This window comes from Mycobacterium basiliense (assembly GCF_900292015.1).
GTDB classification, from domain to species: domain Bacteria; phylum Actinomycetota; class Actinomycetes; order Mycobacteriales; family Mycobacteriaceae; genus Mycobacterium; species Mycobacterium basiliense.
The window spans coordinates 1,888,600-1,910,587 of record NZ_LR130759.1; the positions used below are offsets into that span (position 1 = coordinate 1,888,600).

Genomic DNA, 21,988 nt, shown 5'->3' on the forward strand with positions numbered 1-21,988 from the left:
ACAGAGAGTTTTGAGATGTCGGCTCCGCCCATCTTGCGCCTTGTCGGCGAGCGACGGGTGTCAGTGGTGCGTGATGCAGCCGCGTTGTGGCGGGTACTCGGGGAGAACCCCATCGAATCGTGCATGGTTGCTGCGCGAGTGGCGGACTATGGCATCGAACCCAATTCGATCGGTGGTGAACTGTGGACCCGCCGCGGCGTGGACGAATCGCTGTGCTTTGCCGGTGCCAATCTCATCCCGTTGCGTGGCGCACTTGTCGATCTCAATGCGTTTGCCGACGAGGTCAAGAGCTCCGCCCGGCGATGTTCATCGCTGGTCGGCAGGGCCGATCTGGTGCTGCCGATGTGGCAGCGCCTCGAGTCCGTCTGGGGTCCCGCGCGTGACGTGCGGGACCACCAACCGCTGATGGCGATCAACTCCCACCCCAGCTGCGCCATGGACCCCGGCGTCCGTCAAGTCCGTCCCGAAGAGCTGGATGCCTATTTGGTGGCCGCTGTGGACATGTTCATCGGTGAGGTTGGCATCGACCCGCGCCTTGGCGACGGTGGCCGTGGCTATCGACGCCGGGTGGCCAGCCTCATCGCGGCCGGTCGGGCATGGGCGCGTTTCGAGCATGGCGAAGTGGTCTTCAAGGCCGAGGTGGGTTCGCAATCCCCGGCCGTCGGGCAGATCCAGGGGGTCTGGGTTCATCCGGAGCGGCGTGGCCTGGGCTTGGGCACCGCGGGCACCGCGACCCTTGCCGCGGTGATCGTCGGAACCGGGCGCATCGCCAGCCTGTACGTGAACAGCTTCAACGCGGTGGCCCGCGCCGCCTACGCACGCGTTGGTTTCAAGGAGGTTGGCACCTTCGCGACCGTGTTCCTCGATTGAGCGCGCTCGGTCCGGCCCGAAGCGGCCTGGTTAGCGTCCGCCGGGCCACGAACACGCTGACCGGCGCACCGCGTTCTGGACGTAACAGTTGGGTCTCGGTGTGTCTGCGCGGTCGCCGTGGCCGCCGTTCTTAACATCAGTAACGATGGCAACTCGAACAACTCAGACAACACTGGCCTCTTCTGTCGCAGCCTTGTTGACCGTGGCGGTGGTTGTGCTGCCCGGTTGCACCCCGCGACCCCAAGGTCCGGGCCCAGCCGCCGAGAAGTTTTTCGCCGTGCTGGCCATCGGCGATACTGCGTCGGCCGCCGAGCTCGCCGACAACCCGAACGAGGCGCGCGAAGCGCTCAATGCCGCGTGGGCCGGGCTGCAGGCCACGCACCTGGACGCGCAGATCCTCAGCTCGAAGTTTGCCGAGGACACGGGCACGGTGGCGTATCGCTTCACCTGGCATCTGCCCAAAAACCGGACTTGGAGTTACGACGGGCAACTCAAGATGGCCCGCGATGACGGCCAGTGGGAGGTGCGCTGGGCGACAACCGGGCTGCACCCCAGGCTGGGTGAACATCAAACCTTCGCGCTGCGGGCCGACCCACCCCGGCGAGCCTCGGTCAACGAACTCGGTGGCACCGACGTACTCGCGCCAGGGTACCTGTACCACTACGCGTTGGATGCGACCAAGGCCGGCCGGGGCCTGATCATGACGGCGCAAGCGGTGGTGGAGGCGTTGCACCCCTTCAACGACATGTTGAACGACCCGCAACTCCTTGCCGAGCAGGCCAGCTCCTCGACGCAGCCGTTGGACTTAGGTGTCACGCTGCGCGCTGACGACAGCAATCAGGTCGCCGCGGCGATCGGGAAACTGCCGGGCGTCGTCATCACCCCGCAAGCCGAGCTGTTGCCGACCGACGACCATTTCGCGCCGGCCGTGCTGACCGAGGTGAAGAAGGCCGTGGTCGACGAACTCGACGGCGAGGCGGGCTGGCGGGTGGTCAGCGTCAACCAAAACGGTGTCGACGTTGCCGTGCTGCACGAGGTCGCGCCCGCACCGGCGCCGTCGATCACGATCACCTTGGACCGGACCGTGCAAAACGCTGCCCAACACGCTGTCGATACCCGGGGCGGCGAGGCGATGATCGTCGTGATCAAGCCGTCGACCGGAGAGCTGCTGGCGATCGCGCAGAACGCCGGCGCCGACGCCGAAGGGCCGATCGCCACCACCGGTCTGTACCCACCCGGGTCAACCTTCAAGGTGATCACCGCCGGCGCCGCCGTCGAGCGCGATATGGCCACCCCCAACACCATGCTGGGGTGCCCCGGCGAGCTGGACATCGGGCACCGCACCATCCCCAACTACGGCGGATTCGATCTTGGAGTGGTGCCGCTGTCGCGCGCATTCGCTAGCTCGTGCAACACCACCTTCGCCGAATTGAGCAGCCAGATGCCGCCGCGTGGTCTGACGCAAGCCGCCAGTCGCTATGGGATTGGACTCGACTATCAGGTGGAAGGGCTGACCACCGTCACCGGTTCGGTACCGCCCACGGTGGATTTGGCCGAGCGCACCGAAGACGGCTTCGGCCAGGGCAAGGTGTTGGCCAGCCCGTTTGGCATGGCTCTGGTGGCCGCCACCGTGGCGGCGGGCAAGACGCCGGTGCCCCGGCTCATCCTGGGTCGGCCGACGGCGGTGGAGGGCGACGGGATGCCGATCAGTCCCAAAATGGTTGATGCGCTGCGGCCGATGATGCGGCTGGTGGTGACCAATGGCACCGGCAAGGAGATCGCCGGCTGCGGCGAGATCTACGCGAAAACCGGTGAGGCCGAATTCCCGGGCGGATCGCATTCCTGGTTTGCCGGGTACCGCGGCGATCTGGCCTTTGCCGCGCTGATCGTCGGGGGCGGCAGCTCGGAATACGCGGTCCGGATGACCAAGACGATGTTCGAATCCATGCCTCCTGGCTACCTGACCTAGACCGCCGCCCCCACCCGGTAGGGCCTGGCGGGTCACGCGGCGCCGCCGCCAATGCCCGAACAGCGGTAAGTTGCGAAGGGTAGGAAAACGGTCGACAACGACCATGCCAAACCCGCGGTGTAAGCGGGGAGAGAGCATCAGGAAAGGCCATGACGGATTCCGGTGGGGACATGGTGGCGTTGCGGGTCTCCGACGCCGACAGGAACGGCACCATGCGGCGGCTGCACAACGCTGTCGCGCTCGGCCTGATCGACATCAACGAGTTCGAACAACGCTCGTCGCGAGTGTCTTTTGCCCGCACCCACGGCGAACTCGAGGGGCTGGTCTCGGATCTGCCGGGCCCCGGCGCGATCGTCACGTCCGCGGCAGACCGGGTGGAACTGCGCGGCTGGGCCGGCTCCTTGAAGCGGCACGGGGAATGGATGGTGCCCACCCGGCTCGCGCTGGTGCGCCGGCTAGGTTCGATCGACCTCGATCTCACCAGGGCCCGTTTCGCCGGGCCCGTCGTGGTCATCGAATTGGACATCAAGTTCGGCTCGCTGGACCTGCGGCTACCCGACGGCGCCAGCGCCTCGATCGACGATGTCGAGGTCTACGTGGGCAGCGCAAGCGACCGCAGAAAAGACGCCCCTGCCGAAGGAACGCCGCATGTCGTGCTGACCGGACGGATGGTGTGCGGCTCGGTGGTCATCAGGGGCCCTCGGCGCGCGCTCCTGCGCCGCTATCAGGTCTGATCGGCGCCGCATCGCGCTCATCTTGTCCGGTGGCCTCCCGGCGAGACACACCATCGCCCCGGTCGGCTGCTTGGCCCACCGGTTAGGTGTGGGACACCGTGCGGGCACCGCTAAGCTGGCGGGATGCCTGCTCGTACCATGCTTTCCCCTGGCGATCTGTCCCCGATGCGGCCGGTGCCCAAGTGGATCGCGCGCCCCGAATATGTCGGCAAGCCGACGGCCCAAGAGGGGACCGAGCCATGGGTGCAGACGCCCGAGGTGATCGAGAAAATGCGCGTCGCCAGCCGGATCGCGGCCCGCGCACTGGCCGAGGCGGGGAAGGCGGTCGCCCCGGGGGTGACCACCGACGAACTGGATCGGATCGCCCACGACTACATGATCGACAACGGCGCCTATCCCTCCACACTCGGCTACAAGGGATTCCCGAAGTCGTGCTGCACGTCGCTCAATGAGGTTATTTGTCATGGAATCCCAGACTCGACGGTGATCGCCGACGGTGACATCGTCAACATCGATGTCACCGCGTACTTCGATGGTGTGCACGGTGACACCAATGCGACCTTCCTGGCGGGCGATGTCGCTGAGGAGCACCGGCTGCTGGTTGAGCGAACCCGAGAGGCGACGATGCGGGCAATCAACGCCGTCAAGCCCGGGCGTGCATTGTCAGTAGTTGGCCGTGTCATCGAGGCCTATGCAAATCGGTTTGGCTACAACGTGGTTCGCGACTTCACCGGTCACGGTATCGGCACTACCTTCCACAACGGCTTGGTGGTCTTGCATTACGACCAGCCCGCCGTCGAGACGATTATGCAGCCTGGCATGACTTTCACCATCGAGCCGATGATCAACCTGGGCTCGCTGGACTACGAAATCTGGGATGACGGTTGGACGGTGGTTACCAAAGACCGCAAGTGGACAGCGCAGTTCGAGCACACCCTGCTGGTCACCGACACCGGCGTCGAGATCCTCACGCTGCCATGAGGTTACCGGTGCCCGCCGCAACAGGGTGAGTGGTGCACTCCTGGTGGCGGGGACCAGCTCCGACGCCGGGAAATCGGTTGTGGTTGCGGGCCTGTGTCGGCTGCTGGCACGAGGTGGAGTTCGGGTAGCGCCGTTCAAGGCGCAAAACATGTCCAACAATTCTGCGGTCACCATCGATGGCGGTGAAATCGGGCGGGCCCAAGCCATTCAGGCGCGGGCGGCGGGTCTGGAACCTCGGGTGCGGTTCAATCCGATCCTGCTCAAACCGGGTAGCGACCGGACCTCGCAATTGGTGATCCGGGGCCAGGTGGACCAGTCCGTCACCGCGGCAAACTATATGACGCACCGCAACCGGCTGGCGGGTATCGTCAACGACGAATTAGCTTGCCTGCGCCAAGAATTCGATGTTGTTATTTGTGAGGGAGCTGGTTCTGCAGCCGAAATAAATCTGCGGGCCACTGATGTAGCCAACATGGGATTGGCCAGGGCCGCGAACCTGCCAGTGGTCCTGGTAGGCGATATCGACCGCGGAGGCCTGCTGGCGCACCTATTCGGGACGTTGGCTGTGCTGGAGGCCGACGATCAGGCACTCATCGCCGGCTTCATCATCAACAAATTCCGCGGCGACCTCGCGTTGCTGGAACCTGGGCTGCGACAGCTGCAGCGCCTGACCGGTCGGCCAACCTACGGGGTGCTGCCCTATGCCGACCAGCTCTGGCTCGATGCCGAGGACTCGCTGTCGGTGGTTGCCCACCGCGTGGTCGGCACGCCGGAACCTCCGCTCGGCGCCGAGTGGTTGCGGGTGGGTGCGATCCGGCTGCCGCGCATCTCCAACTCCACTGACGTCGAGGCGCTGGCCTGCGAACCGGGTGTGCGGGTGCGCTGGATCATTGAACCCGCGGACCTAGCCGACGTTGACCTGATCGTGTTGCCCGGCAGCAAGGCCACCGTCGCCGATCTGGCCTGGTTGCGTGACCGCGGACTGTCCGGCGGGATCGTCGACCATGCTCGTGTGGGCAAGCCCGTGCTGGGCATCTGCGGGGGGTTTCAGATGCTTTGCCGGGGCATCGAGGACACGGTTGAGTCCGGGACCGGTGCGGTCAGTGGTCTGGGCCTGCTGGACGCCGACATCGTGTTTGATGCGGCCAAGACGCTGCGCCGCTGGCAGTCGCCACTGGCCGGGTACGAGATTCACCATGGCCGACTGGCCCGCTGCACCGAAGCGACCTGGTTCGATGTCGCAGGCGAGCCCCAAGGCATTCTGCGCGGCGTGGTATTCGGCACCCACTGGCATGGCCTGCTGGACAACGACGGGTTCCGTCGGCAATGGCTCGCCCAGGTCGCGGAGGCCGCCGGCCGGCGCCGATTCGTCGTTGCGCAGAATGTCAGTGTGCCCGGCCGGCGCGACGCTCAACTGGATTTGCTGGCCGGGCTGTTGGCGGAGCATTTGGATCTAGGCGCGGTCACCGGCTTGCTCGCCGGCCCACCGCCGCGGCGCCCGCTAATTTCCAGCCGACTAAGCGAGCGACCCGCCATCGGTCCGTTACCGGCCGGTTAACCGCATGCGGCCAGAAGTTCCGGTCGTATGCTAGGAGATGAAATCCTCGCGCGCCCAGATCGATTAACGGTAGCGTGCGTAGGTGCCATCGATGATGACCACGCTGGACGGATTCGGGGTCCCGGTTGCGTTCACCGGTCCCGCGAACGGTGTTGTCGTCGTTCTGCTTGGGGACCAACAACGCGCGGTTGCCGCCTACGATGCGGTTTGTCAGCGCCTGCATACCGCATCGCTTCGGACCCTCATCGTCGGCGGTGACCCGCGGTTGACCGCAAAGTCTGTGGTCGGCATCCTCGACGTGCTGAGCATACGGTGGGCGGTCGTGGTCGGGGACCGTGCGGGCGCGGAGCTTGCGTGGGAGTTGGCGGCGACCAGACTGGGCCGATTCGCCGGTTTGGTGGCCATCGACCGTGGACATCCGGCCGTGGCCGATCTCAACGGTGCGATTCGCGACGGCAACTGCCCGCCGGTGGAGATCAGCACCACGGTACTGGTGAGTTCTGCGGCCATGCGTGCAGTCGCCAGCAACAGCCAGCGGCTGGTCTACGCCGATTATCGCGTGGTGGACCTCCTCGGGCGCCACAGCGCGCAGGAGTCGACGGCCCAGTTGGCTACCGAGATCGTGTTACGCACCAGCAGCTGGTAGCCGGCCACGGCGTCGACCCACCCTCACGACCGGCCCGCCGACGTGCTCTATGCTCCGAACATCAACTTCTACAAAAGATTTCGCCGCGATTCGGGCACCGGTCTCAGACGGGTGCCGCAACGGATTCCGTCATGACCGGCCGTACGGCGAGTCCGGGCCCTGCCGTGTTGCCGTTGGGTGAGCTGGAAGCGCTGGTCACGGTCGGTGGCGTCGACACCGTGATCGTGGCATTTGCCGATATGCAGGGCCGCCTCGTGGGCAAGCGAGTCGCGGCCCGGTACTTCGTCGACGAGGTGGCCAATCACGGCGCCGAGTGTTGCAGCTATCTGATGGCCGTCGACGTCGACATGAACACGGTGCCCGGCTATGCGATGTCAAGCTGGCAGACCGGATACGGCGACATGGTGATGAAGCCGGATTTGCACACCCTGCGGATGGTTCCGTGGCTGCCTGGCACCGCGCTGGTGATCGCCGATCTGGCTTGGGCTGACGGCAATGCAGTCGATGTCGCGCCGCGCAGCATTTTGCGACGTCAGCTGGACCGGCTCAGCGAGCGGGGATTGGTCGCCGATGTCGCCACCGAGCTGGAATTCCTGGTGTTCGATGAGCCGTATCGCCAGGCGTGGGCCAGCGGCTACCGTGATTTGACTCCGGCCAGCGACTACAACATCGACTACGCGATATTGGCTTCGTCGAGGATGGATCCGCTGCTGCGTGACATCCGGCTCGGCATGCAGGGTGCGGGTCTGCGGTTCGAGGCGGTCAAGGGGGAGTGCAACCACGGCCAGCAGGAGATCGGATTCCGCTACGACGAAGCGTTGGTCACCTGCGACAACCACGCCATATACAAGAACGGCGCCAAGGAAATCGCCGACCAGCACGGTAAGAGCCTGACGTTCATGGCTAAATACGATGAGCGCGAGGGCAACAGCTGTCACATCCACCTTTCGCTGCGCGCCAAAGACGGTTCGGCGGTGTTCGCCGACAGCGGCCAACAGCACGGGATGTCCTCGATGTTCCAAAGCTTCCTCGCCGGCCAATTGGCCACGTTGCGTGAGCTGACGCTGTTCTACGCGCCGAATATCAACTCCTACAAACGATTTGCTGATAGCAGCTTTGCGCCCACGGCAGTGGCATGGGGCCTGGATAACCGCACCTGTGCGCTACGGGTGGTCGGTCACGGACACAGTCTGCGGGTGGAGTGCCGGGTCGCCGGCGGTGACGTCAACCAGTATCTGGCGGTGGCGGCGCTGATTGCGGGCGGGTTGTCCGGTGTGGACCAGCGCCTGGAGCTTCCCGAGCTCTGCGCGGGCAACGCATACGAAGAATCCGGATTCGAGCGGTTGCCGGCCACACTGACCGAGGCGGCCGCGATGTTTGGTGCCTCCGCGCTGGCACGAGAAGCGTTTGGCGACGACGTGGTGGCGCACTACCTGAACAACGCCCGCGTCGAGCTGGCGGCGTTCAACGCGGCGGTCACCGATTGGGAGAGGAAGCGTGGTTTTGAACGTCTCTAGAGCGAGTCGACCGGTAGTGGGTTTGACGACTTATCTGGAGCAGGTGCGGACCGGGATCTGGGATGTCCCCGCGGGCTATCTTCCCGCCGACTACTTCGAGGGCGTGATCATGGCCGGCGGTAGCGCGGTACTGCTGCCGCCTCAGCCGGCGGACTCCGAGACTGTCGGTTGTGTGCTTGACGGCCTGCATGCTCTGGTGATCACCGGGGGTTATGACCTGGACCCGGCCAGCTACGACCAACAACCCCACCCGGAGACCGATCAGCCACGCACCGCCCGCGACGCTTGGGAGTTCGCGCTGTTGCGCGGCGCCCTGCACCGCGGGCTGCCGGTGCTGGGCATATGCCGGGGCGCGCAGGTGCTCAACGTTGCTCTCGGTGGCACACTGCACCAGCACCTGCCCGACGTGCTCGGCCACAGCGGCCATCGGGCGGGCAATGGCATCTTCACCCGGTTACCGGTACGGACCGTGGCGGGCACCCGGGTGGCTGGGCTGCTTGGGGAGTGCGCAGACGCGCCGTGCTACCACCATCAAGCCATCGACAAGGTCGGTGACGGCTTGACGGTCAGCGCGTGGGACGCCGATGGCGTGGTGGAGGCGTTGGAGCTACCGGGGGACGGTTTCGTGGTGGCGGTGCAGTGGCATCCGGAGAAATCGCTCGACGACCTGCGACTGTTCACCGCATTGGTGGATGCCGCACGTTCGTATGCGGGCCGATGACTGCCGGGCAGCTGATTAACCCTGCGACCGAGGAGGTGCTGCGGTCGGTCGCGCATTGTGATGCCGTAGCCGTCGATGACGCGGTCCGGCGAGCCCAGTGTGCCCAACGACGATGGGCACGGCTTTCGCCCGCTGAACGGGCGGCCGGCCTGCGCGCGTTCGCGGCGGTGGTCGACTCTCATATCGATGAGCTGGCGGCGCTCGAGGTGGCCAATTCGGGACACCCAATTACGTCCGCCGAGTGGGAAGCCGGCAATGTCCGCGACGTGTTGAACTTCTATGCTGCCAGTCCGGAACGATTGTGCGGCAGTCAGATTCCCGTGGCCGGTGGCATCGATGTCACCTTTCACGAACCGATGGGCGTGGTGGGCGTGATCACCCCGTGGAATTTCCCGATGGTGATTGCATGCTGGGGCATCGCGCCGGCCCTCGCCGCCGGCAATGCGGTGCTGGTCAAACCCGCCGAGTGGACCCCGCTGACCACGCTTCGACTCGCCGAGCTGGCCGTCGAGGCCGGGTTGGACGCAGACTTGCTGCAGGTGCTGCCGGGACAAGGAGCGGTGGTGGGGGCACGGTTGATCAGCCACCCGGACATCCGCAAGATCGTGTTCACCGGTTCCACCGAAGTCGGCAAGTTGGTCATGGCCGGTGCGGCGGATCGGGTCAAACGAGTAACGCTGGAGCTGGGCGGCAAGAGCGCCAACATTGTTTTCGCCGACTGCGACTTGGAGTGTGCGGCAGCGAACGCACCGGCTGGAGTCTTCGACAACGCCGGTCAGGACTGCTGTGCTCGTAGCCGAATCCTGGTGCAGCGCCCCGTGTACGACCGTTTCATGGAGTTGCTGGAGCCAGCGGTGCGCGGCACCGTTGTCGGTGATCCCGGGTCACGTGACACCCAGATGGGCCCCCTGGTGTCTGCAGCGCACCGGGCAAAGGTGGCCTCTTACGTGCCCGATGATGCGCCCGTCGCATTTCGTGGCTCGGTGCCATCGGGACCTGGATTCTGGTTCCCACCAACGGTTCTCACTCCACAGCGGTCCGACCGTACCGTTACCGAGGAGATCTTTGGCCCAGTGGTCACGGTGTTGGCATTCGACGACGAGGACGATGCCATAACGCTGGCCAACGACACCGCCTACGGGTTGTCCGGGTCCATCTGGACCGACGACCTCTCGCGTGCGCTGCGGGTGTCGCGGGCGATTCAAGCCGGCAACCTCTCGGTGAACTCGCACTCGTCGGTGCGCTTCAACACCCCGTTTGGCGGGTTCAAGCAGTCCGGGTTGGGTCGCGAGCTGGGGCCGGATGCGCCGCTACATTTCACCGAGACCAAGAATGTGTTCATTGCAGTCAAGGAGGGCCAGTGATGGACCTGAGTCAACGGCTGGCAGGTCGGGTGGCGGTGATCACCGGTGGCGGCGGTGGTATCGGGCTGGCCGCCGCCCGCCGAATGCATGCCGAAGGCGCGACGATCGTCATCGGTGATATCGACGTCGAAGCCGGTGGGGCGGCCGCCGAAGAGCTTTCCGGTTTGTTTGTGCCGGTGAATGTTTCCGACGAGGGCGAGGTCAACAAGCTGTTCGATGCGGCGACCCAGGCTTGCGGTTCGGTGGACATCGCGTTCCACAATGCCGGCATTTCGCCACCCGAAGATGACCTGATTGACAACACCGAGCTGGCGGCCTGGCAGCGGGTCCAGGATGTGAACTTGACGTCGGTGTACCTGTGCTGTCGGGCGGCATTGCGGCACATGGTGCCGGCCGGCCGGGGATCCATCATCAATACGGCGTCGTTCGTCGCGGTCATGGGGTCGGCGACTTCCCAAATCTCCTATACCGCTTCCAAAGGTGGAGTGCTGGCCATGTCACGAGAGCTGGGGGTACAGTTCGCTCGCCAGGGAATTCGGGTCAATGCACTGTGCCCCGGACCGGTCAACACCCCACTGCTGCAGGAACTTTTCGCCAAAGACCCGCAGCGCGCGGCTCGGCGGCTGGTGCACGTGCCTGTGGGCCGATTCGCGGAACCGGACGAAATCGCTGCCGCGGTAGCATTTCTGGCTAGTGACGACGCATCGTTTATCACCGCGTCGACATTCTTGGTGGACGGCGGTATCAGCTCTGCTTATGTAACTCCGTTGTAGCCGGTGGGCCCGGTGGGTCATCCGGCCGCCGGCGAATGGGGGATCACTCTGGGGCGCAGCTCGAACCGCGACGCGGCAGGACCGGCGCCACCACGTCCCGCCGTGTTCGTCAACGGCACTAGGGGTAGGCCCGCCGGTCCGCCCCCGCTCGGCCCGGTAGCGGGCGCGATGGTCGAGCTCGCATTCGGCGGCGCGCCGGCTACCGAACCCGTCGTGGAAGCGGTGAGCCAGCCATGCGGCACCGACAATGCCCCAATCGAAACGCCGCGGCCCGCGCTAAACGCCGCAGCGCTGTCACCGGTGCCCAGACCTGCCAAGGCGTGTGTGCCCGCGGAAACCCCGCTGGCCAGCCCCGATTCCACCGCTTTGGCGGCCGCGGCCGGCGCAGTCACGGCCTTCGACGCCGAGAGTGCCTGGTTCAGAAACGTCATGGGATACGTTGCGAACTTTATCGGCGTGGTTAGGGTATTGAATTTCGATACGTATGACGTCAGCGAGGTAAGCGCCGCGTCCATCGAGGTTGCCGTGGGGACGGCGGCGAGTCCCTGAAGCGCTTGGGGTAGAGCTGAAATCAGCTGAGACCCGTTCGCTACCAGTTCTTGCGCCGGCGTGCTGGCGGTGGAGCCGGCCGTCTGGGTAACGGCTACCCCCTGCCGGGTCAACCCCCTTGGGTCGGTGGTTGTCGGTGGCTGAACAAACGGCGTCAGTAGCGAGGCGGCCGCCGAGGCGCCGGCGTAGCCATACATGACGGCGGTATCCTGAGCCCACATCTGGTCATACTGGGCCTCGGCGGCGGCGATTGCCGGGCCGTTTTGCCCCAGGACATTCGTCGCGACCAGGGACATGAGTAGTGATCGGTTTGCGGCGATCAGCGGCGGCGGCACCGTCGCCGCGTGCGCCGCCTCAAATGCTCCGGCGGCCGCTGCGGCCTGGGCGGCCGCGTGTTCGGCCCGCACGGCGGTGGCGCCCAGCCACGCGATATAGGGTGCGGATGCCTGAGTCATCGATTGTGCGGCCGGTCCTGTCCATGTGCCGGCCAGGCTCGAAGTCACCGCACCGTAGCTGGTTGCCACGGCATACAGCTCACTGGCTAGCCCATCCCATGCCGCCGCCGCGGCCAGCATCGATCCCGACCCGGGACCGCTATATATGCGCGCCGAGTTGACTTCCGGTGGTAGAGCGCCGTAATCCATCGCTACGCCTCCCGCGGTGCGACTGGGCGATCGACCCGGTTGTCGAATGTGGTTGTGTAGTTGTCAGATTGCCTTGTGGCCGCGGATGCTGCAGCCAGCGTTGCAGGTTCGAAGATGCAAGCGAACATGGACTTTCCTCAAAGACATCGATGTGTGGCTCCGCTTCCCGACGGGCTTGACCAGCGCCGCGGCCTCGCGGATTGGGTTTGCCGTTGCTGCGATGGTGGCTACGGCATCAATGGCCGTCGCGCCGACGCCGCGGTTGCGGCGGTTGATGGGGGTCTCTCGCACACCGGCCGCGCGAGGCCCGGTGTTGCGGCACAGGCGGTCTGCGGTTAGTCGATCAGCGACGAGCGACGCAGAGCTGATTCAACAGGTCTTGGCCGCCCTCGGAAGTGGCGGGCGCAGGGCATTGCGGTAGGACGGCAGGGCGTCGCGGGGTAGTCATCGACGCCGGCGTAACCAACGACCACTGCGTTGGTGCGGAGCGCGACCAGCTGGGGGGCCGATCACGCTTTAGCCCAGCGCTTTTGAAGGGCTTCCGGTCACCTGACTGAGTACCAAAGACGAGGTGAGCGGTGGGTTGGATGGTGTTCTCGAAACGTCCGCGAGTGGTATCGACGCCAGCATCGGCGTCGCCATCTGCCCCACCTGCCAACTCGACTACCGTCTGCTGCGAGGCAGACACGGCGAGATGGGTCCGCAACGTCCAGCCCCCGACGAGGGCGGTCAACAGGCACAGCCCAGCGAGGATGGCAACCACCAATCGCCATCGCGGAGGTTTACCCCGGGGCCGCGCCTTCACAGTGCCACAACTCTAGCACCGGCGACGAGTGATCAGCCATGGCAAGCGATTTAAAGACAGCGATGCCAAGACGATGGGAGCGACCGTGGTCCTGTCGTGGGTGCGAGCTCCCTATGGTCGTGCGGACCCTAGCCCGCGGCGGGAGGGTGCATCACGACGGTCGGCTTGAACCCGTAGCGCGGGGCTTCGCCCAAGCTGCGCCCGGTCAGGCTGGACAGCGGCATACCCCCGAGCATGCTCGGCGCTCCCGGGGTGACCGGCGGCGCGCCGGCAGCTGCGGCCGGCAGCCCCGACGCCGCGGCTCCCAACGGAGACGTGGCCGACCAAGTGGGGGGCACCGATAGCGAACCGACCGAGGCCGCATTGCCCACCCCGGCCGACACCGCACTACCGAACCCGCCCAAGCTGGGCAGCGTCTGGCCGGCCCCGGCACTGGCGGCGATGGCGGCATCCTCGGCGGCATCCATCGCCGAAAAGCTGGACAGCCCGAAAAAGTCGCACATGGTGCCAAAAAAATTGCCTGGTGTGTAGAAGCCGGACGACAGGGCGTTGAGGCCCACGGCGTTGATGGCCGCTCCCACCGGCGAACCATCGGTTCCCTCCAGAAATGCGAGGATCCCTTTCGGCGTGGACAGGTCGACGCCACCGAGCCCCAGCCAGTCCGTCAGGACCGCCAATTGCGTGGCGGCCGAGCTGGAACCCGATGGCCCGGCGAGTCCCTGCAGCGTGGTGGGCACCGCGGTCATCAGCTGTGACAGCACGGCCTGGCTGCCCGCACTGCTGCTGGCTGCGGCCTGGGTAAGGGTGGCCGTTTCGCCATTGGTGGTCGGTGGGGGATCGGTGAATGGGGCCATTGTTGACGCCATCGCCGAGGAGGCGGCATAGCTGTACATGGCCGCGGCGTCTTGGGCCCACATTTCGCCGTAGAGCGCCTCGGTGGCAGCGATCGCCGGGGTGTTTTGACCCAGGAGGTTGGTGGCGACCAACGAGGCCAACAATGACCGATTGGCCGCGATCACCGGCGGTGGCACCGTCATGGCGAACGCAGCCTCGTAGGCGCCGGCGGCGGCCTTGGCTTGCAGCGATGCCTGCAGGGCTTGGCCGGCGGTGCTCGCCATCCAGGTCACATAGGGTGCAGCGGCCGAAGCCATCGACGCCGACGCTGGGCCGCGCCACCGGCCGCTGGTCACGGAGGCGATTGCTGAACCGTAATCGCGTGCAGTCAAGGCTAATTCGGTAGCCAGACCATCCCAAGCCAGGGCGGCGGTCAGCATCGGGCCGGCACCGGGTCCGCTGTACATGCGAGCCGAGTTGACTTCCGGGGGAAGCGCTGCGTAGTCCATTTGCTTCGCTCCTTCCTCAACCTGTGGTGGCTGTGTTGGCCACCTCGGTCAGAGGTGTCGGCATGGTGGCGTTGTGAGCGCTGACGGCCGTGTTGGGAGATTGCAGGCTATGCATTGCAGTGAAAAGAGTTTCAGATATTCTGTGCACAAATGACATCGGCTGCTCCTGGGGAGGCAACTCCGGCTCCGGTGGCAGCGCTCGTGTTCAAACGCGCGGCAAGAACGCATGGTGGGCTAGTCTCGCGTTCGTGAAAGATAGTTATTGTTAACGCGTTTCAGCTACGAGTACGATGCCGAAACCGAGTCGTTGCGTTACGGTCATGAATTTCATCTTGTAGCTCAACCACGGAATTGGGCAGAGCTGCACCGATACTCGGTGTTCTGGACGTCGCCGTTGGGATGCGCTGACCAGCCGGTCAGCACCTCATCAGATCCGGTCCGGCGTGGAGGCGATCTTGGCCGGGGGGTTGCCCAAGCAGATTTGCCGACCCGGGTCTTCAGCCCACGGGCTCGGCCGAAGCCGTCCACTGCTCTGCCCTGGGTGTGCAATCACAGATCGGCAAGCTGCGCGGTAATCTGCCCGGAGCCAAGGTCGCTCGCGGCCGAGAGCGTGACGATGGCTGCCGGGCGAACCTAGGACTGGCCATGTGCGTCCCCTACGGGTCGGAAGAATCGTCCTGTAACGAAAAGGTAACTACACGGCACACCTAGATGCAATCCATTTGCAGAAATAGTTGCGAGTCATTCGCTAGTAGCCAACGTGCTCAACCGGGTTCGCGGGATTCGGCGATGACGATGCGATGCCGATGCGGGGGTAGCGCCCAGCTCGGTCCGGTGCGCACCGCGGGGCTAGGGCAACCCGTCGAACCCGTCCTGACCCACTAGCCCGCCGGTGCCGCCGGTGCCGCCGCTGCCTGAGGGGGTGCCGCCGTTGCCACCGTTGCCGCCGGCGCCGATCAACACGGCGTTGCCGCCTGGCCCGCCGCCCCCGTCGCCGGCCCCGCCTTCGCCACCGCCGCCGCCGTTGCCGAGCAGTTGTCCACCGGCGCCGCCGGCCCCGCCGGCACCTCCAGAACCCAACAACCCGGCCGCGCCGCCGGCACCACCGGGCATTCCCGCCGCTCCCGAGCCGCCGGCCCCACCATTGCCGAGCAACCACCCGCCCGGCGTCCCGTCGGCTCCCGTCCCCGGAGACCCGTTGGCGCCGTTGCCGATCAGCGAACGCCCGGTCAACGCCAATGGGGGCGCGTTGACCGCGGCCAGCAACGGGTCGACAATCGAGGCCGCACTCGCGCCTCGGCGGTCGCTTAGGACGCCGCGCCGGTAGTCAACGCCTGCACGAGCTGGGTCCGAAACACGGCCGCCCGCGCACTGACCGCTTGATAGGACTGGGCGTGACCGGAAAGCAGGGCCGCAGTCGCGGCTGAAACTTCGTCTTCAGCGGCGGCCAGGATCGCTGTCGTCGGAAAGGCCGCAACCGCGTTGGCTGCGCTGAGCGTCGAGCCGATCCCGGCCAAATCCGTTGCCGCCGAACTCGGCATCTCGGGCACCGTGATCACAAACGACATCGGATTCTCGCAAACGGGACAGCAGACCTCGCTAATGGCTCAGCGGCATTATTGCCGGCAGAAACTCACCGTATCCCGTCCCGGGAGGCACCGAAGTAGATCAACGGGATCATTGTTTCGGCCGCGGTCGCCCCGCCGTGGAAACCAATGAGCTGGGCCGTTTCGGGTGGCTCGTGGCCGGTTGCCAAGATTGCCGTGTGGCCGGTACAGGTGACAACGACATCGCCGATCCGGGGCAGATTTCGCGGGTTCACCGTTCCAAAGATTCCGGTGGTCATGGCTTCTTCGCGGCTGCGGACCACCGCCCAGCCGTCGAGCACCTCAGTCCACGCGGCCAGAACGTCGGGTGCGGCACCCGACACGGTGTGGAGATAGCGCACCCGGGGCTCGCCGGCCACTAGGCGAACGCCCGCCGTCAGTCGGGGATCGGTGTCGAGGTCGATGCGAGCGTCGGCCGGGACGTTGAGCCCGCCATGGTCGGCGGTCACCAGGAGCGCCGCGGTCGGGGGCAGCTCCGCCACCAGCCGGGACAGCAACACGTCGACACGAGACGCGGCAGCACGCCACTGCGGCGAACCGATGCCGAACACGTGGGCCGCGGTGTCCAGGTCGGCGGTGTAGCCGTACACCAAGCCCGGGGCGGCGCGCAGTTCGTCGGCCACGCGCTGGGGGTAATCATCGGCCGACCGAGTCGGGCACAACTGCGCACCCCGATAGGCCGCGGCGGTGAGCCCGCTGCCGACAAACCATTCCGGCAGCACCACGCGGGCGCTCACGCCCGCGTGGGTCAATCGTTCGAACCAGGTGGGCAGCGGCTGCCATTGAGTGTGTGGCGGATCGTCGCGCCACCGGATGTGGTTGAGCACCCGATCGGTGCCGGGAACGTTGAGGGTGAAGCCCAAGACACCATGCTCACCGGGCTGCGCTCCGGTACCCAAAGACACCAGGCTGGTCGGTGTGGTGGACGGAAAGGTGCAGGTCAGTTGGTCCAGACTGCCGACGGCACCGTTGAGGACGGCGGCGAGCAGTGGCGCATCGGCAGCCAGTTCCGGCAACAGGTGCCAGCCCATCCCATCGACGAGAACCACCGCGACGCGATCAACGTGCGCCACCCGATCTGCCGCTCCCAGCCTGTCGGGCGCGCCCGGGACCCCGAGCAGCGCGGCCACCGCGGGCAGCACGTCGCAGATCGAACCCGGCATGTCGCTCAGTTTGGCAGGTTCCGCGCGCGCACCAGCCTAGACGTGTGCGAGCCTTTGATTGGTGACTCGCAGCTGTCGATGCGTGCTGTCGGCCAGCGCACGAACTTGTTCTGGTCGCAGCCGGCCACACAACCGGCCCCAGTGCACGGCGACCTCCTCGCCGACGCCAACGTCGGGCACCGCGCTGTACCCATCGGCCCACACGTCCAGGCTCCGCACCGACGGCTCGGACAGCCCCAGCGTCTGGCCGTCGAAGATCAGCCGTCGACACGACGCCTCGACTGCTTCACCGGTGCGGGAAACCACTGTTGCCCAGGTGATCCGGCAGTTATCCAAAACATTGAGCGGATGGTCATCGGTGCCCCGGCCCAGGAACCGCGTCCACGGGTAGACGCCGAAGACATGAAAGCAATGATTGCCGGCGGCCTCACTCGCGAGCTGCGGCGTGAGATGCGACCAGTACCGTCCAGCCTGCGGGCCGATAATGGTCAACAGCTCGTCGAAGAACCGGTCAGCCGCCAGGTCGGCGCCGACGCCGCCGCCGAGCCAATAAGACTGCACGAGCCGATAGTCCAATGGGTCAGCGATGCCGGTCAGATGTGACAGCACCCGCAGGTACGGCCAGGCCCCGGAAAACTTCGTCGCCGCGGCGCGCACGTCCGCGACCGAGCCATCCCGCAACGTGGCACCAACCGGGGGACCGCAGTACCCCAGGGCGTTGGGGGCATAAGCGTAGCGGGCGAACATCTCGGCGCCGCGAGCCTCCGGTGGGTCAGCGGTCGACACCGGTCACGCCCGCCCGGACTGCCCCACCAGCTTGGCGGCGTCTCGGTGCATGCGGCCGAAGTTGTAGTAGGCTGCGCATGCCCCCTCCGGGGAAACCATGCAGGTTCCGATCGGTGTCTCTGGGGTGCACGCGGTGCCGAAAACCTTGCATTCCCACGGCTTGAGGACGCCCTTGAGTACCTCGCCGCACTGGCACGCCTTGGGGTCGGCCACCCGCACTCCGGGCATGGCGAACCGCAACTCGGCATCGAACTCCGCGAAGTCGTCATGCAGCCGCAACGCACTTTGCGAGATGAAACCCAGTCCGCGCCATTCGAAGTGCGGGCGCAGCGCAAACACCTTGCCCATCAATGCCAGCGCGGCGGGGTTGCCCTGCTCGGGCACCACCCGCTTGTACTGGTTTTCCACCTCGCATCGGCCCTCACGAATCTGGCGCAGCAGCATGGCCACCGACGCCAGGATGTCCAGCGGTTCGAACCCGGCCACGACCAACGGCTTGTTGTACACCTCGGGAACGAATCGATACGGCCGGTTACCGACGACGGTCGAGACATGGCCGGGGCCAATGAAACCCGACAACCGCAAATCGGGCGATTCCAGAATGGCCTTGATGGGGGGCACGATGGTGACGTGATTGCAGAACACACTGAAGTTGGGCAGCGCCAGGTCCTGGGCGCGTACCAGCGTCACCGCCGTTGAGGGTGCGGTGGTTTCGAAACCGATCGCGAAAAACACCACCTGCTTGTCCGGGCTGTCGTGCGCGATCTTGAGGGCGTCCAGCGGCGAGTAGACGAACCGCACGTCGGCGCCGCGCGCCTTGGCATCCAGCAGGCTGCCGTCCGACCCGGGCACCCGCATCATGTCGCCGAAGCAGGTGAAGATCACGTCGGGCTGGCCGGCCAGCCACATGGCATCGTCGATGCGACCCATCGGGATGACGCACACCGGACATCCCGGGCCGTGCACCAACTCGACGTTGTCGGGCAACAGATGCTCGATCCCGTGGCGGTAGATGGTGTGCGTGTGCCCGCCGCACACCTCCATAAACTTGAAGTGTTCGGGACCGGGCCCCGTCAGGAGCGCCAAGTGTTCTATGGCGGCCAACAATTTTCGAGCCGCCGCCGGATCACGGAATTCGTCAACGAATTTCACCTGAGTCCCCCTAGAGGATCGCGGACGAGTCGAAGGCTGCCATTTCGGCGGTATATGCATCGCCGAGCTTTTTGATGGCGTCCAGGGTGAGCAACGCCTCGGTTTCGTCGATCTTGGCCATCGCGAACCCGACGTGAACCAGTACCCATTCGTCGGGTTCGGGCATGTCGTCGTCGAGTAGCCGCACGCTGATCGTGCGCTGTACGCCACTGATATCAACCTTCGCCAAATAGTTTGCCGGGTCGGTGATCTCAACGATCCGGCCCGGAATCCCAAGGCACATGGCTATCCTCTCCTGGTTTGCCGCTCAACAGATTCGCGGCAGCGGGTCGCCGACCAGCATGTCGACAATCCGGGTACCACCGAATCCGGTGCGCAGAATGACGGTTTCGGCCGGCTCCGCGACGATTTCCCCAACCTGGTCCGCGTCGGTGCCCAACGGATGTGACCGCAACGCGGCGATCCCGGCGTCGGCTTCCTCGGGCGCGACGACGGCGACGAACTTGCCCTCATTCGCCACATAGAGGGGATCAATACCCAGCAGCTCGCACGCGCCGTTGACCATGGGCGCAACCGGAAGCCGCTCCTCCTCGAGCAACACCCCAAGTTCGCAGGTCTGAGCCAGCTCGTTGCAGACGGTGCCCACTCCGCCCCGCGTCGCGTCCCGCAGCCAGCGGGTGGATGGCGCGGCCGCCATGAGAAGTTCCACCAACGGGCTCACCGACGCGGTGTCCGAATGGATGTCGGCTTCGATGGCCAGGTCGCCGCGGGCGAGCATGACCGCCATGCCGTGGTCGCCCATCGAGCCAGACAGCAATACCTTGTCGCCCGGTCGCACCGCACCGGCCGACAACCGGCGCCCGGCGGGAACGATGCCGGTTCCGGTGGTGGTGATAAACAGCCCATCGGCCGCGCCCCGGGGCACCACCTTGGTATCGCCGGTGACGATCTGCACGTCGGCACTGGCCGCCGCGGCCGCCATATCGGCCACGATCTCCTTCAATTCCGCTATCGGAAAACCTTCTTCGAGCACGAATGCGGCCGATATCCACGACGGCACGGCTCCGGCCATCGCCAGGTCATTGCACGTGCCGTGCACAGCCAGTTCTCCGATAGAACCACCCGGAAAACGCCTGGGCTGCACGACGAACGAATCGGTCGACATGGCCAGTCGCTCACCGCTGGGCAAGGTGAGGACAGCGCCATCGCCCAGGGACTCCAGCAGCGGGTTGCGGAAGGCCTCCACGAAGACCGCATCGATCAGCGCCGCGGACGCCTTGCCGCCGGCACCATGGGCGAGGGTGACGTGGTCATCACGCAACCGGGGGCGTCGCCTGCGGAACGACTCGATGCGCTCGATGACCTCGTTCTCGGCGAATCGCGGCCCCGAGGAAAGGTATTCGCCTGCTGACTGGCTCATGCGACCCCCAGGTTTCCCGCGCCCCGCTCGTGCACTGCCAGCCACAGCTGATAGCCCAGCAGCGCCTGTGATTCCTGAATTCGGTGCACGCTCTGTGAGCGAACGATGAAGCAGACGTCCACGTTTGGGTTGTCCGCGAAGGCGCCGCCGTCGTATCCGGCGAATCCGACGGTGTACAGGCCACGCTGGCGTGCCTCGGCCAGCGCGGCCAGCAGGTTGGGTGAACTGCCGCTGGTCGACATGGCGACTGCGATGTCACCGCTGTTGGCGCGGGCGATCAATTGCCGGGCGAACACCAACTCGAAACCGACGTCATTGCCCAGTGCGGTGACGATCGCCTGATCGGCGGTCAACGACCACGCGGGGAGGGATTTTGCCGGCCCGCCGATCGGCGGTCTGGCGAACAGGCCCGCCAAGGTGGTGGAATCGGTGCAGCTGCCGCCATTTCCGAACGCAAACATGCGTCCGCCCGCGGCGAATCGTCGTGCCATTTCGGTGGCGGCCCGGTCCAGCAACTCGACGTTGGATTCCAGGGTGGAACGGCGCAGCGCTAGGCTCTCGGCCGCTTTCGCCTGCGCCGAGGCGGCCAGATCGGCCAACAGAGATTGCGGGTTTTCTTCCTGGGGGTCGATGAACGGATATAGGAAGTTGGTGGGCTCCTCGTGTGTCATGAGCCGTCCTCGTCCAAGCGGCTGATTGCGGTGCCCGCGTGCACCAGCACCAGGTCACCGGCGGCGACCGGGTCGACCAGTCTGGTCATCACTTCCTCGATGCCACGTGCGGTGCGCACCGCCGCCAGCCCGGCGGTTGACGCTGACACCACCTCGCCCGGGCGCCCTTCATCGCTGCAGGTGATGCAAACGTCGCCGGCGCCGGCGGGCCCGAGCAACCCGGAATGCTCGAAGCACACGTGGGTCAGCTCCCACAGCAGGTGATAGAACAGCACAAAGCCCCCGGTCGCGGGCACTCGCGGGTCGGGATCGTCGAGCCAGAGCACATGGTCGGCCGCGGCATGGTCGGGTCGGGCGCCGCTGCCGATCCAGATGGTGGTGGCGCCCCAGGCCGGGCCGCGTCGCATGACCGAGCGCACGTCGGGGTGATCCGCACTAGAAACCGCGATCACGATGTCACCGGGTCGCACCGAAACCCGCACCAGGTCCACCAAGTCGGGTCCGGTCAGTGCCACCGCCGGCAGAGCGCGCTTGCCCATGATCACCGGATGGACGAACTCGACTGCTATATGCAGGGCATGCGGTTCCCACGAGGGTGCGATCGACCACATGGTAGCGCCCGCCGCGAATCGCCTGGCCATTGCGAAAGCCGTGGCCGCCAGTTCGGCGGCCAGCTCGGTGCTGAGCCCGCGATCGATTGCGGTGGTGGTCATGA

General features: G+C 65.9%; 19 protein-coding genes and 1 pseudogene. 10 read left to right on the forward strand and 10 right to left on the reverse strand.

The genetic code is table 11. The features are described from left to right. The first annotated feature begins 15 nt into the window (after window positions 1-15). From MB901379_RS08000 to MB901379_RS08045, 10 genes are all read left to right on the forward strand, one after another. On the forward strand, window positions 16-870 hold the full coding sequence (locus tag MB901379_RS08000) for a GNAT family N-acetyltransferase (protein ID WP_158016128.1): 855 nt from the start codon (window positions 16-18) through the stop codon (window positions 868-870). 145 nt (window positions 871-1,015) lie between these two features. After that, on the forward strand, window positions 1,016-2,839 hold the full coding sequence (locus MB901379_RS08005) for a penicillin-binding transpeptidase domain-containing protein (protein WP_158016129.1): 1,824 nt from the start codon (window positions 1,016-1,018) through the stop codon (window positions 2,837-2,839). Between the two features lie 149 nt (window positions 2,840-2,988). Next, the gene (locus MB901379_RS08010) at window positions 2,989-3,573 is read left to right on the forward strand and encodes a DUF1707 SHOCT-like domain-containing protein (RefSeq protein WP_158016130.1); all 585 of its coding nucleotides are present in this window, start codon (window positions 2,989-2,991) and stop codon (window positions 3,571-3,573) included. 123 nt (window positions 3,574-3,696) lie between these two features. Then, on the forward strand, window positions 3,697-4,554 hold the full coding sequence (gene map / locus MB901379_RS08015; protein WP_158016131.1) for a type I methionyl aminopeptidase: 858 nt from the start codon (window positions 3,697-3,699) through the stop codon (window positions 4,552-4,554). Between the two features lie 25 nt (window positions 4,555-4,579). Next, the gene (locus MB901379_RS08020; protein ID WP_158016132.1) at window positions 4,580-6,112 is read left to right on the forward strand and encodes a cobyric acid synthase; all 1,533 of its coding nucleotides are present in this window, start codon (window positions 4,580-4,582) and stop codon (window positions 6,110-6,112) included. Window positions 6,113-6,203: 91 nt separating this feature from the next. Continuing rightward, the gene (locus MB901379_RS08025) at window positions 6,204-6,758 is read left to right on the forward strand and encodes an alpha/beta hydrolase (protein WP_158019030.1); all 555 of its coding nucleotides are present in this window, start codon (window positions 6,204-6,206) and stop codon (window positions 6,756-6,758) included. Between the two features lie 131 nt (window positions 6,759-6,889). Beyond that, a complete protein-coding gene (locus MB901379_RS08030; protein ID WP_158016133.1) occupies window positions 6,890-8,275 on the forward strand; it encodes a glutamine synthetase family protein in 1,386 nt (461 codons plus the stop codon). Then, the gene (locus MB901379_RS08035) at window positions 8,241-8,996 is read left to right on the forward strand and encodes a gamma-glutamyl-gamma-aminobutyrate hydrolase family protein (protein WP_158019031.1); all 756 of its coding nucleotides are present in this window, start codon (window positions 8,241-8,243) and stop codon (window positions 8,994-8,996) included. The genes MB901379_RS08030 and MB901379_RS08035 overlap by 35 nt, the downstream gene beginning before the upstream one ends. Further along, entirely contained in the window at window positions 8,993-10,360 is a 1,368-nt protein-coding gene (locus tag MB901379_RS08040; RefSeq protein WP_158016134.1) for an aldehyde dehydrogenase family protein, read from the forward strand. Before MB901379_RS08035 ends, MB901379_RS08040 begins: the two co-directional genes overlap by 4 nt. Further along, complete coding sequence (locus tag MB901379_RS08045; RefSeq protein WP_162334345.1) at window positions 10,357-11,133, forward strand: 3-oxoacyl-ACP reductase; 777 nt, start codon at window positions 10,357-10,359, stop codon at window positions 11,131-11,133. The genes MB901379_RS08040 and MB901379_RS08045 overlap by 4 nt, the downstream gene beginning before the upstream one ends. A gap of 17 nt (window positions 11,134-11,150) precedes the next feature. On the opposite strand, the gene MB901379_RS08050 is transcribed toward MB901379_RS08045, so the two are convergent. The 10 genes and pseudogenes from MB901379_RS08050 to MB901379_RS08100 all read right to left on the reverse strand — a co-directional run bounded on the left by MB901379_RS08050 (window position 11,151) and on the right by MB901379_RS08100 (window position 21,986). Beyond that, a complete protein-coding gene (locus MB901379_RS08050; RefSeq protein WP_158016135.1) occupies window positions 11,151-12,326 on the reverse strand; it encodes a PPE family protein in 1,176 nt (391 codons plus the stop codon). Between the two features lie 933 nt (window positions 12,327-13,259). After that, window positions 13,260-14,474, reverse strand: a complete 1,215-nt coding sequence (locus tag MB901379_RS08055) for a PPE family protein (protein ID WP_158016136.1) — start codon at window positions 14,472-14,474, stop codon at window positions 13,260-13,262. Window positions 14,475-15,341: 867 nt separating this feature from the next. Continuing rightward, window positions 15,342-16,042, reverse strand: a pseudogene (locus tag MB901379_RS24990) (PE family protein); the annotation flags it as partial. 65 nt (window positions 16,043-16,107) lie between these two features. After that, window positions 16,108-17,244, reverse strand: coding sequence for an alkaline phosphatase family protein (locus tag MB901379_RS08070; RefSeq protein WP_158016139.1), 1,137 nt, complete (start codon window positions 17,242-17,244; stop codon window positions 16,108-16,110). 36 nt (window positions 17,245-17,280) lie between these two features. Then, the gene (locus tag MB901379_RS08075) at window positions 17,281-18,030 is read right to left on the reverse strand and encodes a DUF6390 family protein (protein ID WP_158016140.1); all 750 of its coding nucleotides are present in this window, start codon (window positions 18,028-18,030) and stop codon (window positions 17,281-17,283) included. A 3-nt stretch (window positions 18,031-18,033) separates the two neighbouring features. Beyond that, window positions 18,034-19,182, reverse strand: a complete 1,149-nt coding sequence (gene hypD, locus MB901379_RS08080; protein ID WP_158016141.1) for a hydrogenase formation protein HypD — start codon at window positions 19,180-19,182, stop codon at window positions 18,034-18,036. 10 nt (window positions 19,183-19,192) lie between these two features. Continuing rightward, complete coding sequence (locus MB901379_RS08085) at window positions 19,193-19,465, reverse strand: HypC/HybG/HupF family hydrogenase formation chaperone (RefSeq protein WP_158016142.1); 273 nt, start codon at window positions 19,463-19,465, stop codon at window positions 19,193-19,195. Between the two features lie 24 nt (window positions 19,466-19,489). Then, window positions 19,490-20,602 (reverse strand): hydrogenase expression/formation protein HypE, encoded by a 1,113-nt coding sequence (hypE, locus tag MB901379_RS08090; protein WP_158016143.1) that lies wholly within the window; start codon window positions 20,600-20,602, stop codon window positions 19,490-19,492. After that, window positions 20,599-21,273, reverse strand: coding sequence for a D-sedoheptulose-7-phosphate isomerase (locus MB901379_RS08095; RefSeq protein WP_158016144.1), 675 nt, complete (start codon window positions 21,271-21,273; stop codon window positions 20,599-20,601). The genes hypE and MB901379_RS08095 overlap by 4 nt, the downstream gene beginning before the upstream one ends. Then, a complete protein-coding gene (locus tag MB901379_RS08100; RefSeq protein WP_158016145.1) occupies window positions 21,270-21,986 on the reverse strand; it encodes a HypC/HybG/HupF family hydrogenase formation chaperone in 717 nt (238 codons plus the stop codon). Before MB901379_RS08100 ends, MB901379_RS08095 begins: the two co-directional genes overlap by 4 nt. Window positions 21,987-21,988 lie beyond the last annotated feature (2 nt).